Raw genomic sequence first — 16,607 nt, 5'->3', positions numbered from 1 at the left:
TGCTGGAAGACGAATGCCGTTGGCGACGGACCGCGAGGGGTCCGCGCCCGCACCGCTCCGCAACACCCGGTCGACCCCGGACTCCGCCGTCGCTGGCGGATCCGTCGAGCCCGCGCGCGCGTCCATGTGAGGGAACGCGCGCGACGCCGCCCGTCTAGCCGCGCGCGCGCATGGACTCGATGAACTGATCGAACAGCGGCGCCACGTCACAGGGGCCGGGACTGGCCTCGGGGTGCCCCTGGAAGCTGAAGGCCGGGCAGTCGCAGCGACGAATACCCTGCAGCGAGCCGTCGAACAGCGAGCGATGCGTCGGCTGCAGCGTCTCGGGGAGGGTCTCCTCGTCGACGGCGAAGCCGTGGTTCTGGCTGCTGATCATCACCGCGCCGGTAGCGAGATCCTGCACCGGGTGGTTGGCGCCGTGGTGGCCGAACTTCATCTTCAGGGTGCGGGCGCCGGAGGCGAGCGCGAGCAACTGGTGGCCAAGACAGATGCCGAACAGCGGCACTTGGTGCTCGAGCAGCTCGCGGATCGCGGCGATGGCGTAGTCGCAGGGCTCGGGGTCGCCGGGACCGTTGGAGAGGAACACCCCGTCGGGGTTCATCGCCAGCACCTCGGCGGCGGGGGTGCGGGCCGGGACCACGGTGACGCTGCAGCCGCGCGAGGCCAGCATGCGCAGGATGTTGCGCTTGACGCCGAAGTCGTAGGCGACGACCTTGAACGGCAGCGCCTCGTCGGCGGGGTCGAGCGGCGCGGGCAGCCCGCCCTCGAGCGCCCACTCGCCCTGGGTCCAGGCATAGGGCTCGGCGGTGGTGGCCTGCTGGGCGAGGTCCATGCCCTTGAGCCCGGGGAAGTCACGGGCGGCGGCGAGCGCCGCGGCCTCGTCGATGGCGTCGCCGGCCTGTAGACAGCCGTTCTGCGCGCCCTTCTCGCGCAGGATGCGGGTCAGGCGACGGGTGTCGATGTCGGCGATGCCGACCACGCCCTGACGACGCAGATAGTCGTCGAGACGCTCGCGCTGGCGGAAATTGCTGGCGCGCTGGGGCAAGTGGCGGATGATCAGGCCGGCGGCCTGGATGCCGGCGGACTCCTCGTCCTCCGGGTTGGCGCCCACGTTGCCGATGTGGGGGTATGTCAGGGTCACGAGCTGGCGCAGATAGGAGGGATCGGTGAGGATCTCCTGATAGCCGGTCATGGCGGTGTTGAACACCACCTCACCGACGCTCGAGCCATCGGCGCCAATCGATGTTCCGCGGAAGACCGAACCGTCTTCCAGAACCAGAACTGCGGGTTTTCTCAAGGGTATCTCCGAATCCGGGCGAGGATGCGCAACGACCGCGACGGGACGTCGGGTGACGGCGTTGGACACACAGGGTAGGTCAATGGCAGCGCCCTGACCGGCCTGAATTCTAAAGAACCGCCGGCGCACTGTCCACGCGCGCCGGTCGGTACGGGCGGCGAAATGCCAACCCGATCATCCGCTTCAGCCCCCTCCGGCGTGCAGTTGGTGGCGCGCCCAGGCGATGATCCCCGCCGCATCCATGGCACCGGCCTGACGGGCCCGCTCGACCCCGCCGCGAAACAGCGCCAGGGTCGGGATGCTGCGGATACCGAGCCGCGCGGCCAGCCCCTGGGCCCGTTCGGTGTCGACCTTGACCAGGCGCAGCTCGGGCTCGAGGGTGCGCGCGGCAGCGGCGAAGGCCGGCGCCATCATCTGGCAGGGACCGCACCAGGGCGCCCAGAAATCGACCAGCAGCGGCAGATCGCTGCGCCCCAGGTGATGGGCGAAGCGCGCCTCGTCGAGCGCCACCGGCTCGCCACCGAACAGCGGCGCGTGACAGCGCCCGCAACGTCCGCCCGCGCCGAGGCGCGCCGGCGCCAGCCGGTTGACCGCGTCGCAGGCGGGGCAGACCACATGGATTGGATCGGACATCTCCTTACTCTCTCCCTCTCGATGGATGCGGGCGTGACGGGAGCGCCCGCACGCCGCGTATCCTGGTCGTTGTCGACGATCGCGACCATCCCGACCACGGCCCCAGCCGTATCGCGACCGTCTTGAATCGTCATCGACCGGTAGCTATCGTCACCGGCCTCGCCAATATCCACACCATCAGGAGTCATCACCCATGACAGATTCACCCCATGTCGTGACCGTCACCGCCGAGAACTTCCAGTCGGTCGTCATCGAGGGCTCCTACGAGCGCCCGGTGCTGGTCGACTTCTGGGCCGACTGGTGCGCCCCCTGTCGCATGCTGATGCCGCTGCTCACCGGGCTGGCCGAGCGCTACGCCGGGCGCTTCCTGCTCGCCAAGGTCAACACCGAGGAGGAGCAGGCGCTGGCCGCGCAGTTCGGCGTGCGCAGCCTGCCCACGGTACGGCTCTACAAGGACGGCCAGCCGGTCGACGAGTTCATGGGTGCGCTGCCCGAGGGAGAGATCCGCGAGTTCCTCGATCGTCACATCCCCCGCGCCTCGAGCGGGCTGCTCGACCAGGCCCGCGCCAGCATCGCCGAGGGCGCACTCGAGCAGGCCGCCGCACAGCTCGAACAGGCCCGCGCCGAGGACCCGGAGAACAACCGCATCGCCCTGCTCGAGGTCGAGCTGCGCGCCGCGCGCGGCGAGGTCGTTGAGGCCGAGGCGGCGATCGATCGACTGCCGATCGAGCTGGCCAACGACCCCGAGGTCAATGCCCTGCGTGGCCGGCTGCGCTTCGCCGCCGCGCTCGTCGACGCCGCTGACGAGGCGACGCTGCGCGCCCGACTCGAGGCCGATGCCACCGACAGCGAGGCCCGCTATCAGCTCGCCGCCCGCGCGGTGAGCCAGGGCGATCACGCCACCGCGCTGGAGCTGCTGCTCGAGCTGATGAAGCGCGATCGCGGCTACGGCGAGGACGCCGGGCGCAAGGGCATGCTCGCGGTGTTCGACCTGCTCGGCGGCGACGGCGACCTGGTCGCGCGCTACCGCGCCAAGATGATGAACGCGCTCTACTGAGCGCCCTCCCCCCCGGCGGCGTGCCCGATCTCGCAGACCTCGCGAAACACCCCGAGCGCGCCCCAGGGGTGCCCCGACCAGCGCAGCCGGCCCGGCGCCCCGGTCTCCTCCGGGTGACAGCCGCAGACCCCGGCGACCGCGACCAGTCGATCGGTCCCGGCAACGAACAGCAACGGCACCAGCGGGCGCAGCCAGGGCGCCACCCCGGCCTCCTGGAAGACCTTCTTGAGCGCTCGCAGCGGCCCACCCGGGCGCTGCCGACACCGCCCACCGGCGCCGGCGAACCGCACCTCCAGCGCCAGCTCGACTCCAGCCAGCCGTAACTCGCCCAGTCCCTGCGGCAGCACCAGCTCGCGCCCCGACACCCAGCGCAGGGCCGCATCCGGCGGCCTCGGCAGCGGTTGCAGCGCATAGAGATCGTCGCGATAGCGGCGCACCTCGCAGCCGGTCCAGGCCACCTGCGGCGCGGCATCGGCACGCGCCGTCAACAGCTCGCCGACGACCCGTTCGAGCCGCGCCCGTCCCGGCACCGCGAACCCCTGACGACGCAGCCACAGCCGCGCCACCGCCCGCCGCACCGAGGGCTCCAGCCCGGACAGGCCGGCCACCGAGAGGGTGCCGGGCACGGCGCCGGCGACGGCGGCGAGATCGCGCCCGGCCTGGCGATCGATCAGCGTCGCCGCCTCGGCGCAGTGCGCCGCGCTGCGCGCGATGGTGGACGCCGCCGCCGGCCAGCGGCCGCGCAGCAGCGGCAGCACTTGGTGGCGCAGCAGGTTGCGATCGTGGTGGAGGGCGTCGTTGCTCGGATCCTCGATCCAGTCGAGCCGATGACGTCGGGCGTAATCGAGCAGCTGCGCGCGCGACACCCCGAGCAGCGGACGCACCAAGCGCCCCCGACCGAGCGGCGCGCACCCCGGCATCGCCGCCAGCCCGTGCACCCCACTCCCTCGCAGCAACGCGAGCAGCAGGGTCTCGGCCTGATCGTCGAGATGATGGGCGGTCAGCAGCAGCTCGTCGTCGTCGAGCAACGCGGCGAAGGCGCGATAGCGCGCCTCGCGGGCATGGGCCTCGAGGCTCTCGCCAGGGGGCGGCGAGAGCGCCAGGGCGCGGGCGACGAAACGCACCCCGAGCACGCGACAGCGTTCACGACAGTGCCGGCGCCAGTCCCGCGCCACTGGCTGCAACCCGTGATCGATGTGGATGGCGCCGAGCGGGCGCGCCAGCGGCGCCCGGGTCAGCGCATGCAGCAGCACGGTGGAGTCGAGTCCACCGCTGTAGGCGATCCAGCAACGGCCCCGACCACCGAGCGCGACCAGATCGGCGGCGAGGCGCTCGGGGTCGAGCGCGTCCACCTCACTCCTTGAAGCGACCGTAGCCCATCAGGCGCTGATGGCGCTTGGCCACCAGGGTGTCGAGGTCGACCGCGGCGAGCTCGTCGAGCCGCTTCACCAGCACCGCCTTGAGCGCGGCGGCGTTGGCATCGGGGTCGCGGTGCGCGCCGCCCGAGGGCTCCTTGATGATCTCGTCGATCAGCCCCTGCTCGAGCAGCTTGTCGGAGGTGATCGCCATCGCCTCGGCGGCGAGCTGGGCCTTGTCGGCGCTCTTCCACAGGATCGAGGCGCAGCCCTCGGGCGAGATCACCGAGTAGGTGCTGAACTGCAGCATCCCCAGCCAGTCGCCGACGCCGATCGCCAGCGCCCCGCCCGAGCCGCCCTCGCCGATCACGGTGCTGAGGATCGGGGTACGCAGCCGCGACATCTCGCGCAGGTTGCGCGCGATCGCCTCGCTCTGACCGCGCTCCTCGGCACCGACGCCGGGATAGGCGCCGGGGGTGTCGATGAAGGTCAGCACCGGCAGCGAGAAGCGCTCGGCCATCTCCATCAGGCGCAGCGCCTTGCGGTAACCCTCGGGGCGCGGCATGCCGAAGTTGCGCTGGATCTTCTCCTTGGTATCGCGTCCCTTCTGGTGACCGATCACCATCACCGGCCGCCCGTCGAGTCGCGCCAACCCTCCGACGATGGCCGAATCGTCGGCGAAGGCGCGATCGCCGTGCAGCTCGTGGAACTCATCGAAGATCCGGCGCACATAATCGAGCAGATAGGGACGCTGCGGATGACGCGAGAGCTGCGAGATCTGCCACGGCGTCAGCGAGGAGAAGATCGACTCGGTGAGCGCCACACACTTGGTCTGGAGACGCTCGATCTCCTCCTGGATATTGAGTTCGTTGTCGTGGCCGACCAGGCGAAGTTCTTCGATCTTCGCCTCGAGCTCTGCGATGGGTTGTTCGAAATCGAGGAAATTGAGATCCATAGCCCCACTACATCGTCTTGAGAGTTACGCGTGGATCGCCCACGGATGACTCCGCATACGGCGCCCCGTCATCAGGCAGCGGTCGAGCACCGGAGGCCATCGCAACGACGCCCCGGTCGGGCATCGCGAGACCGACCTCGTCGCCCCCGCCCACCCGGCTCGACCCCGGCACGGGCGCATGCCCGCGGCCACACAGCAACCTGCCAATCTAGCGCAGCGACCGCAGTGAGTACAGCATCGCGCACCAGGCTCTGCACGACCGCATCGGACATACGAGCACAGGGCCGCGCGACGTCTCGAAGGCGATTTCGCGCACTTAACCGACATGGCCTCAGGATTTCGACCAAGATCCGCGATCAGGCAGTTAAATGCCGCCAAATTCGAACAACACCAGGCCTTTACAGCAAACCCGCGGAAAAACCCGCCCCAACCGCCGAGAATCAGCCACCCTGGCGGGAAAAAGCCGTAAAAGCGCGGCGTCGGACGAAGCGGTTCCGGGGCCAATGATCAGTCACCCGCCACCGCCCTCAGTCGCCAGTGGCGGTGCCTTCAGGGGCATCGCGAGAGACCAACGCCTGCACCCCGATAGCGACCGGCGGCTGACGACCGACGACCGACGGCTGACGGCTGACGGCTGACGGCTGGCAACTGGCGGCTGGCAACTGGCGGCTGGCGGCTGGCGGCTGGCGGCTGGTAGCTGATATAGCTGGCGACTGATAACCCCTACTCGAACAGCCGCGCCAGCGCCTGCTGCCAGCCGCCGAGTTCATCACCGAGGCCCAGCCACAACGCCCGGATGCCGGAGACGGTCTGATCGAAGGCCGGCCAGTCTCCCGGGTCCGGCGCGATCCAGGCCAGCCAGACGGCCAGCGCGAGCAGGGTCAGGCTGCTCAACGGGTCGTTCAGGCTCAGCGGCTTGAGCGCGGTGCCGAAGGAGCGCTTGATCCGGCTGTTGAGCAGGTCGACGCTGAACAGCTCGTCGAGCAGGAGATGGGTGAGATAGCCGATCGCCACCATCAGCCCGGCGACCCAGGCCGCCCGTGCCGGCTGCTCCAACAGCCAGTGGGCGGCGTTGACCGTCGCCAGCGACCACACCGCCGCCGCCAGCCAGGAATGCCAGATCCCGCGGTGCACGGTGAAGCGGGTGAACAGCTCGAAGAAACCGTAGCGTACACAGAGGAACACCCCGACCCACACCAGCGCCAGCTCGAACAACAACAGCTGACCGACCAGGGGCAGGGTCATGGCGAAGGCCAGCCCGGCCCCGAGCACGGTGAAGAAGGCACGCACCGGACGCGAGGTGTCGGAGTCGACATCGGGCAACAGACTGGCGCCGACCCCGAGCGCGAACAGCGGCAGCGTCTGCCCCTGCTCGACCAGCCCGGCGGCGTGCAGACCGAGCACGCTGGCGCCGCTGACGAAGATGCCGACATTGATATGGGTGTGGAAGTTGGCCATGCGAAAACGAAGCACTGCGCAGAGCGGCGCCAGCGGCGCCCACGGATCCGGGGCACTCTAACCGCGCCAGCCGCCAGCCGCCAGGGAAAGCACCCGGCCGCCAGCACCCAGCCTCCAGTGCGCTTGTCTCAAGCGACAGCGCTCAGCAAGCACGTCCACTGGAGGCTGGTGGCTGATAGCTGGCACCTGGCGCCTGGAAGCTGGCGACGAACCCCGCCGTGGCGGATAATCCGCGCCTCGTCCGCCGTCGCTTCGCAGAGGTTTCGTCCATGACCGCATCCCCACTGACCATCGCGCTCGTCCAGCAGGCCGATCAGGGCGGCCTCGAGGCCAATCTCGACGCCTGCGCCACGGCCTGTCGCGCGGCCGCCGACGAGGGCGCGCAGCTGGTGCTGCTCCAGGAGCTGCACAACGGGCCCTATTTCTGCCAGCAGGAAGACCCGGCGCTGTTCGATCTCGCCGAGCCCATCCCCGGCCCCAGCACCGACGCCCTCGGCGCGCTCGCCGCCGAACTCGGGGTGGTGATCGTCGGCTCGCTGTTCGAGCGCCGCGCCCCCGGGCTCTATCACAACACCGCCGTGGTGCTCGACAGCGACGGTCGGCTCGCCGGGCGCTATCGCAAGATGCACATCCCCGACGACCCGGGCTACTACGAGAAGTTCTACTTCACCCCCGGCGACCTCGGCTTCACCCCGATCGACACCAGTGTCGGTCGGCTCGGGGTGCTGGTGTGCTGGGATCAGTGGTACCCGGAAGCGGCGCGGCTGATGGCGCTCGCCGGGGCCGAGCTGCTGCTCTACCCCACCGCCATCGGCTGGGACCCGCGCGACGAGCCCGCGGAGCAGACACGCCAGCTCGATGCCTGGATGACGGTGCAGCGTGGTCACGCGGTGGCCAACGGCCTGCCGGTGGCCGCCTGCAACCGCATCGGCTTCGAGCCCGATCCGGCGGCGGGTGGCGCCGGGGCGCGCTTCTGGGGCAACTCCTTCGTCTGCGGCCCGCAGGGCGAGCTGCTCGCGAGCGCCGGGGCCGATCGCGCCGAGACCCTGATCGTCACCATCGATCGCGCCCGCAGCGAGACCGTGCGCCGCATCTGGCCCTTCCTGCGCGACCGGCGGATCGACGCCTACGACGCGCTCGAGCGCCGCTACCGCGACTGACCGCACGCGGTTGAGATCATCGTCCTCCGCCCTCAGGGATGGCTGTGCGGTCGCCACGCGACCGCGAGCAGGATGCGCCCGGGCGGCGTGGCCGCCCCGCAGTCATCGCGCCAGCGGAGGACAGCCCATGCCCACTGACACCAGCCCCAGCACCGAGAATCGCGAGTTGATGCGCTCGATCATCCAGCGCGTCGCCACCGGCCCCGATCTCTCCAAGGACATCTCCCTGGCCGAGGCCCGGCAGGCGATGCGCAGCATCCTCGACGCCACCGCCGACCCGGTACAGGCGGCCATCTTCCTCATCGCGCTGCGGATGAAGCGCGAGACCGACGACGAGCTGCGCGGCATCCTCGAGGCCATCCAGGAAGCCACCGGGCATGCCGTCGCCGAGGTCGACGAGGTGGTCGACATCGCCGATCCCTACGACGGCTACAACCGCTCGCTGCCGGTCTCCCCCTTCCTGATGCCGCTGCTGGCCGAGTGCGGTGTGGCGACGATCAGCCACGGCGCGAACGCCGTCGGACCCAAGTTCGGCGTCACCCACAGACATGTGCTCGAGGCCGCCGGGGTCGCGGTCGATCTCAGCCCGGTCGAGGTCGCCGCCCGGCTCTCCGACCCCGACCTCGGCTGGGGCTACGTCGACCAGCGCGCCTACTGCGCGGCGCTGCACAACCTGCTCGGGCTGCGCGAGACCATCGTCAAGCGCCAGGCGCTGACCACCGTCGAGGTGCTGGCGCGGCCGGTGCACGGACGCCGCCACACCCACCTGATGACCGGCTATGTGCACAAGCCCTACCCGCGCATCTATGCCCTGCTCGCACGCCATGCCGGATTCGAGTCGGCACTGCTGGTGCGCGGCGTCGAGGGCGGCGTCATCCCCTCGCTGCGCCAGCGCGGACTGTGCTTCAACTATCAGCGCATGGGCGAGGAGCAGTCCTTCGAGGTCGACCCGACCAGCCTGGGCATCGAACAGGCGCTGCGCGCCCCGCCGCTGCCCGAGAGCCTGCCGCAGACGACCCGCGCCGGCGACGACATCGCCATCGCCGTCGATCTGCCGGCCACCGCGACGGCGGCGGCACGCGCCGGCCTGGCCGCGCTCGAGGGCAGGCACGGCCCCGCCTATGACGCCCTGGTGCTGGGCGCGGCGCTGGTGCTCTGGCATCTGGGGCGAGTGCCCAGCCTGGAGGCGGGCGCGATCCGTGCCCGCGCGGTGCTCGACAGCGGCCGCGCCGCACGGCGGGTGTGCTGATGGCCGGGCCGCGCGTGGTGGCGCGCAGCGACGAGGTCCCCGAGGGGGGCTTCATCCGGGTCCGGGTGGCGGGGATCGACTGCATCCTCGCACGGGTCGAGGGCCGGCTCTATGCCGTCGAGGACAACTGTAGTCACGAGGACTATCCGCTCTCCTACGGCTGTCTCGACGGCGCGCGCATCAAGTGCTCGCTGCACGGCAGCCGTTTCTGTCTGCGCACCGGCGCCCCCCAGGAGGAACCCGCCGACACCCCGATCCGCACCTTCCACGTCGAGGTCATCGACGATCAGGTGCTGATCGACCCGACGCGAACGGGCGAGTGAGGCCGCCAGCCGCCAGCCGCCAGCCGCCAGCCGCCAGGCTTGAACCGCAAAGCCGCGAAGGGCGCGAAGAAACCGACCAGCCTTCAGCAAACAGCCTCCAGTGTCGGTTTGCAGTCAACCTTGAAGGGACGAGACAAGCCCGTCCTCTCTCGCTGGCGGCTGTCAGCTGGTCGCTGACAACTTGAACCTCTTCGCGCCCTTTGCGGGTTGCCCGTCAACCGCCGACCATGCAACACCAGCCTCCCCGACTGGAGGCTGGAGGCTGATCGCTGGAAGCTGGTTCGAGCCGCAAAGCCGCGAAGGGCGCGAAGAAAGCGACCAGCCTTCAGCAAACAGCCTCCAGTGTCGGTTTGCAGTCAACCTTGAAGGGACGAGACAAGCCCGTCCCCTCTCGCTGGCGGCTGTCAGCTGGTCGCTGACAACTTGAACCTCTTCGCACCCTTTGCGGCTTGGCGGTTCAATCCCCTGGTCGCTGGTCGCTGGTCGCTGGAAGCTGGTTCGAACCGCAAAGCCGCGAAGGGCGCGAAGAAACCGACCAGCCTTCAGCAAACAGCCTCCAGTGTCGGTTTGCAGTCAACCTTGAAGGTACGAGACAAGTCTGCCCTCTCGCTGGCGGCCGTCAGCTGGTCGCTGGCAGCTTAAACCTCTTCGCGCCCTTTGCGGCTTTGCGGTTCAATCCCCTGGTAGCTGGTCGCTGGCAGCTGGTCGCTGGAAGCCGACCGCTGACCCGGCGCGCCTCACTCCGCCCGAGGCGGGGTCAGTGCCGGTTCGCGGCGGTCGGCGCCGATCTCGACGTCGTCGTCGATGCGGAAACGCGGCCCGTCGGTGACGTCGGTCGGGCCGACCTCGCCGAGCACCGGTTCGGCGCGGCGACCACCGAGGGTCGGCACCATCACCTTGGGCTGCGGCTCGACGGACTCGCGGACCTCGGCTCTGGCGCGCGGCGCGCCGCGGCTGGTCACGCCGAGCACCGCGCGCAGCCGTGGCGCGAGGTCGCCCGGGGCATAGTGCTCGCGCTCGAGGAAGCGCAGCAACGGCAAACCGGCGGCGGCACACATGGCATCGAGCTGGTCGCGCGGCGGCTCGCGCCGACGCAGCCAGCCCACCGGCGAGAGCGCCAGGGCGCAGCAGGGCTTGCTGGTCGCGGCATCGCAGACCAGGAAGTCGAGGACACGCTCACCGATCCGCAACTCGGCGCGCTCGCGCCAACGCTTCGGGGTGCGTCGCGCCACCGCCAACACCTCGGCCACCGGCACCCGCGCATAGAGTCGGTAGCGATCGTCGAGACACTGCTCCAGAGCGTGCGCGAACTCACGCTGGGTGGACGTGAGCAGCGGCCCGGCGATCACGTAGGGGCGCCGGTTACGCGGCGACAGCGCGCGCCACAGGCTGATCGCGAGGGCGAGCAGCACCAGCGCGGTGAGTCCGAGCAGCAGATAGAAATGAGCCATGCTCCCTCCGGTCTGGGACGTGATCAGCCGCGCGGCAGGCCGGGCTCGGCCTGGGGCGGCAGCTTCACCCCGTGCTGATTGAACCAGGCGCGATCGAGCGCCCACACCACCGAGTCGACGTCGGACTGCGACAGCAGCAGCTGGAGCACATACATCTCGGTGTATTGCAGCTGCTCGCGCGCGACGCGCAGCGACTGCGCCCGGGCGGAGGCCTCACCGCGTCCCAGCGTCGGATCGATCCAGCCGAGATAGCGTGATTCCTCGACCGTCGAGGCGCGCGGACTGCTCACCGTGGCCACCCCGTTGAGGAAGGTCAGGACGCGGAAATCGTAGGGGTACTCGGCGACCGCCTGATCCTGCGCGAGCAGCTCGTTGAGCTGCCAGAGCCGCGGCTTGAGCCCGTGCGGGGCCCAGGAGAGGGTCAGCATCAACAGCGCCAGGGCGATGGCCGAGAGGATGATTGCGTTACGAATGAAACCAAGCATGGGGAAGCAACTCCACGAGATCCAGGTCCGACCGGATGGTCGCTGGCGGAGATTCTACCCCAAGGCGACCGGGGCCCGTTGTTGCCGGACCCCGATCGAATGGCCGATGAGCAGACGCCCAGCGGCCTTGCGCGCACCGATCAGTTGATACGCGGGTCGAGCTCGCCGCTGTCGTAGCGGGCGGTCATCTGCTCCAGCGAGAGCGCGGTGATCTTGCTGGCGTTGCCGGCGGTGCCGAAGGCCTCGTAGCGGGTCCGGCAGATCTCCTTCATCGCCTTGGTGGCCGCGATGTAGTACTTGCGCGGATCGAAGTTGGCGCGATTCTCGGCGAGGTGTTTGCGGATGGCACCGGTCGAGGCCATACGCAGGTCGGTGTCGATGTTGACCTTGCGCACCCCGTGCTTGATGCCCTCGACGATCTCCTCGACCGGCACGCCATAGGTCTCGCCCATGTCGCCGCCGAACTCGTTGATGATCGCCAGCCACTCCTGCGGCACCGAGGAGGAGCCGTGCATCACCAGATGGGTGTTGGGGATGCGCTGGTGGATCTCCTTGATGCGGCTGATGGCGAGGATGTCGCCGGTCGGCGGCCGGGTGAACTTGTAGGCGCCGTGGGAGGTGCCGATGGCGATCGCCAGGGCGTCGACCTTGGTCTTGGCGACGAAATCGGCGGCCTCCTCGGGGTCGGTCAGCAGCTGGCTGTGGTCGAGCGTGCCCTCGGCGCCGATGCCGTCCTCCTCGCCCGCGGTGCCGGTCTCGAGCGAGCCCAGACAACCCAGCTCACCCTCGACCGAGACGCCGCAGGCGTGGGCGATCTCGACCACCCGCCGGGAGACGTCGACGTTGTAGTCGTAGCTGGTCGGGGTCTTGCCGTCCTCGCCCAGCGAGCCGTCCATCATCACCGAGGAGAAGCCGAGCTGGATGGAGCGCTGGCAGACCGCCGGCGAGGTGCCGTGGTCCTGGTGCATGCACACCGGGATGTGCGGCCACTCCTCGATGGCGGCGAGGATCAGGTGACGCAGGAAGGGCGCACCGGCGTACTTGCGCGCCCCGGCCGAGGCCTGGACGATCACCGGCGAGTCGGTCTCGTCGGCCGCCTCCATGATGGCGCGCATCTGTTCGAGGTTGTTGACGTTGAAGGCGGGCACGCCATAGCCGTACTCGGCGGCGTGGTCCAGCAGCTGGCGCATGGATATCAGTGCCATGATGTTCTCCTCGTGTCAGTGACGGGGTGGAATCGATGTTCAGGATACGCCCGTGGGTCAATCTTCGCTCGCAGTTCGATGCTCTCCGACCCTCATGATCTTCATGATGTTGGTCTGGCCCTCGACCCCGCTGCGATCACCCTTGGTGATGATCACCAGGTCGCCGTCGCGCACGGTGCCGTGGCGCAGCAGCTCCTCGATCACCGCGCAGTTGACCTCGTGGATGTCGGTGCTGGCGACGTCGAAGGCGACCGGGTAGACACCGCGGAACAGACACACCTTGCGCCGGGTCGAGTCGAAGCGGGTCATGGCGTGGATGGGGATGCCGGAGCTGATGCGCGACATCCACTTCACCGTCGAGCCGGTCTCGGTGAGCGCGGCGATCGCCTTCACCCCGAGATGGTTGGCGGTGTACATCGCCGCCATGGCGATGGCCTCGTCGACACGCCCGAACACCGAGTCGAGGCGGTGTCCGGAGCGAGTGGCGCTCTTCTCCGCCTCGCGGCAGATCCGGTCGAGCGCCTCGACCACCTTCACCGGATTGCTGCCGATCGAGCTCTCGGCCGAGAGCATCACCGCGTCGGTGCCGTCGAGCACCGCGTTGGCGACGTCGAAGACCTCGGCGCGGGTCGGGATCGGGTTCTCGATCATCGACTGCATCATCTGGGTGGCGGTAATCACCACGCTGTTGAGCTCGCGGGCGCGGCTGATGAGGTGCTTCTGCACCGCCGGCAGCTCGGCATCGCCGATCTCCACCCCGAGATCGCCGCGCGCGACCATGATGGCGTCGGCGGCGTTGATGATGGCGTCGATGCCGTCGAGCGCCTCGGCACGCTCGATCTTGGCCACCACCCCGCCGCGACCGCCGGCGGCCTGGAAGTGGGCGCGCGCCTGGCGCACGTCCTCGGCGCTGCGCACGAAGGAGACGGCCAGGTAGTCGGCGTCGAGCTCGGCGGCGAAGCGGATGTCGGCCAGATCCTTGTCGGTCAGCGCCGGAGCCGAGAGCCCCCCGCCCTTGCGGTTGATCCCCTTGTTGTCGGAGAGCTTGCCGCCGACCACCACCCGGCAGGCCATCCGCCCGGCCTCGACCGACTCGACCCACAGCTCGATGGCGCCGTCGTCGAGCAGCAGGGTGTCGCCGGCGCGCACGTCCTCGGCGAGCGCCGGATAGGTGGTACCGACCCGGGTCGCGTCACCGCCATCGAGCGGGCAGTCGGCATCGATGGCGAAGGGCGCGCCGCGCTCGAGCACGATCGGCCCGTCGGCGAAGCGCCCGATACGGATCTTCGGCCCCTGCAGGTCGAACAGCACCGCGACGTCGACGTCGGCCGCGCGGGCGCGCTCGCGCAGCCGCTCGACACGTTCGCGATGGCGTGCATGGCTGTCGTGGGAGAGGTTGAGGCGGGCCAGATCGAGACCCGCGCGGATGAGCCCGTCCATGACCTCGGGCGCGTCGGTTGCCGGCCCCAGGGTTGCAACGATCTTGGTACGTCTGGGCATGGTGTCACTGCCTCCCGCGTGCAAATGGGGCCGCGCCGGATGGCGCGGCCGGGATCGACCCGTCGTGGTCGATCAGTCCTTGGCCCGGGCCTCGAGCATGGCCACCGCGGGCAGGGTCTTGCCCTCCAGATACTCGAGGAAGGCGCCACCGGCGGTGGAGATGTAGGAGACACGGTCCTCGATGCCGTACTTCTGGATCGCGGCGATGGTGTCGCCACCGCCGGCGAGGCTGAAACCGGGGGCGGCGGCGATCGCCTCGGCGACCACCCGGGTGCCCTCGCCGAACTGGTCGAACTCGAACACCCCGACCGGGCCGTTCCAGACGATGGTGCCGGCCCCCTGGATGACCTCGGCCAGGGCGCGCGCCGAGTCCGGGCCGATGTCGAAGATCATGTCGTCCTCGGTGACCTCGGCGGCGGCCTTGGTCACCGCCGGCTCCTGCTCGTCGAAGCGCTTGCCGCAGACCACGTCGGTGGCGATCGGGATGCCGGCGCCGCGCGCGGTCATGGTCTCCATCAGCGCCTTGGCGGTGGGCACCAGATCGGCCTCGTGCAGCGACTGGCCGACCGGCAGCCCGGCGGCGGCGAGGAAGGTGTTGGCGATGCCGCCGCCGACCACCAGCTGATCGACCTTCTCGGCGAGCGACTCGAGCACGGTGAGCTTGGTCGAGACCTTGGAGCCGCCGACGATGGCGACCATCGGGCGCGCCGGCTCGGCCAGCGCCTGACGCAACGCCTCGAGCTCGGCGCTGAGCAGCAGCCCGGCGCAGGCCTGGGGGGCGAAGTGACCGACCCCGTGGGTCGAGGCCTGGGCGCGGTGGGCGGTGCCGAAGGCGTCCATCACGAAGACATCGCACAGCGCCGCGTAGCGGCGCGCCAACGCCTCGTCGTCCTTCTTCTCGCCGGCGTTGAAGCGCACGTTCTCGAGCAGCACCAGCTCGCCCTCGGCGACCTCCGGCGGGGTGTCGAGATAGTCGCGCACCAGCCGCACCTCGCGCCCGAGCTTGGCGCCGAGGTCGGCGGCAACCGGGGCGAGCGAGTTCTCGGCCGAGAACTCGCCCTCCTGGGGACGGCCCAGGTGCGACATCACCAGCACCCGCGCGCCGGCGCGCAGACAGTGCTCGTAGGTCGCCAGCGAGGCGCGGATGCGCGCATCCGAGCTGACCCGGCCGTCCTTGACCGGGACGTTGAGATCGGAGCGGATCAGCACCCGCTTGCCGGCGAGATCGAGGTCGGTGAGCTTGATGAAGGACATGACAAACCCTCTGGATGGATGGGGAAAGAGATCAGGCGCAAGCCCGGGCTTGCCTGATCGCCCTCGGCGGGGCCGCCGACCGGGACGGTCGGCGACGCGGCGGCGACCGCCAGACGGCGGTCGCCGGGACGACGGCGCCTCGCGGCGCCGCGCGCGGCCTCAGTTGTTGGCCACGTACTCGACCAACCGCAGCATGTTGCAGGTATAGCCGAACTCGTTGTCGTACCAGGAGACGACCTTGATGAAGGTCGGATCGAGCGCGATGCCGGCGGTGGCGTCGAAGATCGAGGGGGCGTTGAAGCCGCGGAAGTCGGTCGAGACCACCTTGTCCTCGGTGTAGGCGAGCACGCCTGCCATCTCACCCTCGGAGGCCTTACGCATCGCCGCGCAGATGGCGTCGTAGTCGGCCGGCGCCTCGAGCTCGACGGTGAGGTCGACCACCGAGACGTCCGAGGTCGGCACGCGGAAGGACATGCCGGTGAGCTTGCCGTTGAGCGCCGGCAGCACCTTGCCGACGGCCTTGGCCGCGCCGGTCGAGGACGGGATGATGTTCTCGAGGATACCGCGACCACCGCGCCAGTCCTTCATCGACGGACCGTCGACGGTCTTCTGGCTGGCGGTGGCGGCGTGCACCGTGGTCATCAGGCCACGCTTCACGCCCCAGTTGTCGTTGAGCACCTTGGCCACCGGCGCCAGACAGTTGGTGGTACAGGAGGCGGCCGAGACGATCGTCTGACCGGCGTACTCCTGATGGTTGACGCCGAACACGAACATCGGCGTGGCGTCCTTCGAGGGCGCGCTCTGCACCACCTTGCGGGCGCCGGCGTCGAGGTGCTTCTGGCAGGCCTCGGCGGTGAGGAAGAAGCCGGTGCTCTCGATCACCAGCTCGACCCCGGCCTCGTTCCACTTGAGGTTGGCCGGATCGCGCTCGGCGGTGAGACGGATGCGCTTGCCGTCGACGATCATGGTCGAGCCGTCGACCGCGACCTCGCCGGGGAAGCGGCCGTGCACCGAGTCGTACTTGAGCATGTAGGCCAGGTACTCGGGGTCGAGCAGGTCGTTGATCGCCACCACCTCGATGTCCGGGAAGTGCTTGGAGATCGCCCGGAAGGTCATCCGGCCGATACGACCGAACCCGTTGATACCGACTTTGATTGTCATGCGTTCAAGCTCCTTAACTTGTTGAGCGAAATATGTCGAACCGCGCGGGCGAGCGCGACGCCGC

15 protein-coding genes are annotated in these 16,607 nt (G+C 69.5%); 4 read left to right on the top strand and 11 right to left on the bottom strand.

What is annotated here, in order from left to right; genetic code table 11:
• Positions 1-154 precede the first annotated feature (154 nt).
• Entirely contained in the window at positions 155-1,297 is a 1,143-nt protein-coding gene (gene carA, locus EDC29_RS04340; protein WP_005221406.1) for a glutamine-hydrolyzing carbamoyl-phosphate synthase small subunit, read from the bottom strand.
• A 183-nt stretch (positions 1,298-1,480) separates the two neighbouring features.
• Positions 1,481-1,930 carry a thioredoxin TrxC gene (gene trxC / locus EDC29_RS04335; RefSeq protein ID WP_123141456.1) on the bottom strand — a complete coding sequence of 150 codons (450 nt, stop codon included), beginning with the start codon at positions 1,928-1,930 and terminating at the stop codon, positions 1,481-1,483.
• A gap of 193 nt (positions 1,931-2,123) precedes the next feature.
• Here trxC and trxA point away from each other — a divergent pair, with 193 nt between their 5' ends.
• A complete protein-coding gene (gene trxA, locus EDC29_RS04330) occupies positions 2,124-2,987 on the top strand; it encodes a thioredoxin (RefSeq protein ID WP_132228712.1) in 864 nt (287 codons plus the stop codon).
• Here the strand turns inward: trxA and tilS are convergent.
• The 3 genes from tilS to EDC29_RS04315 all read right to left on the bottom strand — a co-directional run bounded on the left by tilS (position 2,981) and on the right by EDC29_RS04315 (position 6,755).
• Positions 2,981-4,339, bottom strand: a complete 1,359-nt coding sequence (gene tilS, locus EDC29_RS04325) for a tRNA lysidine(34) synthetase TilS (RefSeq protein ID WP_132228710.1) — start codon at positions 4,337-4,339, stop codon at positions 2,981-2,983. The two genes, trxA and tilS, sit on opposite strands and share 7 nt — an antisense overlap.
• Before the next feature lies 1 nt (position 4,340).
• The gene (locus tag EDC29_RS04320; RefSeq protein ID WP_132228708.1) at positions 4,341-5,297 is read right to left on the bottom strand and encodes an acetyl-CoA carboxylase carboxyltransferase subunit alpha; all 957 of its coding nucleotides are present in this window, start codon (positions 5,295-5,297) and stop codon (positions 4,341-4,343) included.
• A gap of 723 nt (positions 5,298-6,020) precedes the next feature.
• The gene (locus tag EDC29_RS04315) at positions 6,021-6,755 is read right to left on the bottom strand and encodes a metal-dependent hydrolase (protein ID WP_123141461.1); all 735 of its coding nucleotides are present in this window, start codon (positions 6,753-6,755) and stop codon (positions 6,021-6,023) included.
• A gap of 269 nt (positions 6,756-7,024) precedes the next feature.
• On the opposite strand from EDC29_RS04315, the gene EDC29_RS04310 reads away from it, so the two are divergent.
• From EDC29_RS04310 to EDC29_RS04300, 3 genes are all read left to right on the top strand, one after another.
• A complete protein-coding gene (locus EDC29_RS04310; RefSeq protein ID WP_132228706.1) occupies positions 7,025-7,915 on the top strand; it encodes a carbon-nitrogen hydrolase in 891 nt (296 codons plus the stop codon).
• A gap of 127 nt (positions 7,916-8,042) precedes the next feature.
• A complete protein-coding gene (locus EDC29_RS04305; RefSeq protein WP_132228704.1) occupies positions 8,043-9,164 on the top strand; it encodes an anthranilate phosphoribosyltransferase in 1,122 nt (373 codons plus the stop codon).
• Positions 9,164-9,487 (top strand): Rieske (2Fe-2S) protein, encoded by a 324-nt coding sequence (locus EDC29_RS04300; protein ID WP_132228702.1) that lies wholly within the window; start codon positions 9,164-9,166, stop codon positions 9,485-9,487. The genes EDC29_RS04305 and EDC29_RS04300 overlap by 1 nt, the downstream gene beginning before the upstream one ends.
• 737 nt (positions 9,488-10,224) lie before the next feature.
• On the opposite strand, the gene EDC29_RS04295 is transcribed toward EDC29_RS04300, so the two are convergent.
• The 6 genes from EDC29_RS04295 to gap form a co-directional block, all read right to left on the bottom strand.
• Positions 10,225-10,938: a DUF2726 domain-containing protein gene (locus EDC29_RS04295; RefSeq protein WP_132228700.1), complete on the bottom strand. Its 714-nt coding sequence runs from the start codon at positions 10,936-10,938 to the stop codon at positions 10,225-10,227.
• A 23-nt stretch (positions 10,939-10,961) separates the two neighbouring features.
• Entirely contained in the window at positions 10,962-11,423 is a 462-nt protein-coding gene (locus tag EDC29_RS04290) for a hypothetical protein (protein ID WP_123141468.1), read from the bottom strand.
• 140 nt (positions 11,424-11,563) lie between these two features.
• Positions 11,564-12,628 carry a class II fructose-bisphosphate aldolase gene (fba, locus tag EDC29_RS04285; RefSeq protein ID WP_123141469.1) on the bottom strand — a complete coding sequence of 355 codons (1,065 nt, stop codon included), beginning with the start codon at positions 12,626-12,628 and terminating at the stop codon, positions 11,564-11,566.
• Between the two features lie 57 nt (positions 12,629-12,685).
• Positions 12,686-14,128 (bottom strand): pyruvate kinase, encoded by a 1,443-nt coding sequence (gene pyk / locus EDC29_RS04280; protein ID WP_123141470.1) that lies wholly within the window; start codon positions 14,126-14,128, stop codon positions 12,686-12,688.
• Between the two features lie 72 nt (positions 14,129-14,200).
• The gene (locus tag EDC29_RS04275) at positions 14,201-15,382 is read right to left on the bottom strand and encodes a phosphoglycerate kinase (RefSeq protein ID WP_123141472.1); all 1,182 of its coding nucleotides are present in this window, start codon (positions 15,380-15,382) and stop codon (positions 14,201-14,203) included.
• A gap of 159 nt (positions 15,383-15,541) precedes the next feature.
• On the bottom strand, positions 15,542-16,543 hold the full coding sequence (gene gap / locus EDC29_RS04270) for a type I glyceraldehyde-3-phosphate dehydrogenase (RefSeq protein WP_123141473.1): 1,002 nt from the start codon (positions 16,541-16,543) through the stop codon (positions 15,542-15,544).
• Between the last annotated feature and the right edge of the window lie 64 nt (positions 16,544-16,607).

The sequence above is a fragment of the Marichromatium gracile genome, assembly GCF_004343155.1.
In the GTDB taxonomy this organism is placed as follows: Bacteria; Pseudomonadota; Gammaproteobacteria; order Chromatiales; family Chromatiaceae; genus Marichromatium; species Marichromatium gracile.
Note: the sequence above shows the minus strand (reverse complement) of the source record. Positions and strands in the feature narration are given on the sequence as shown.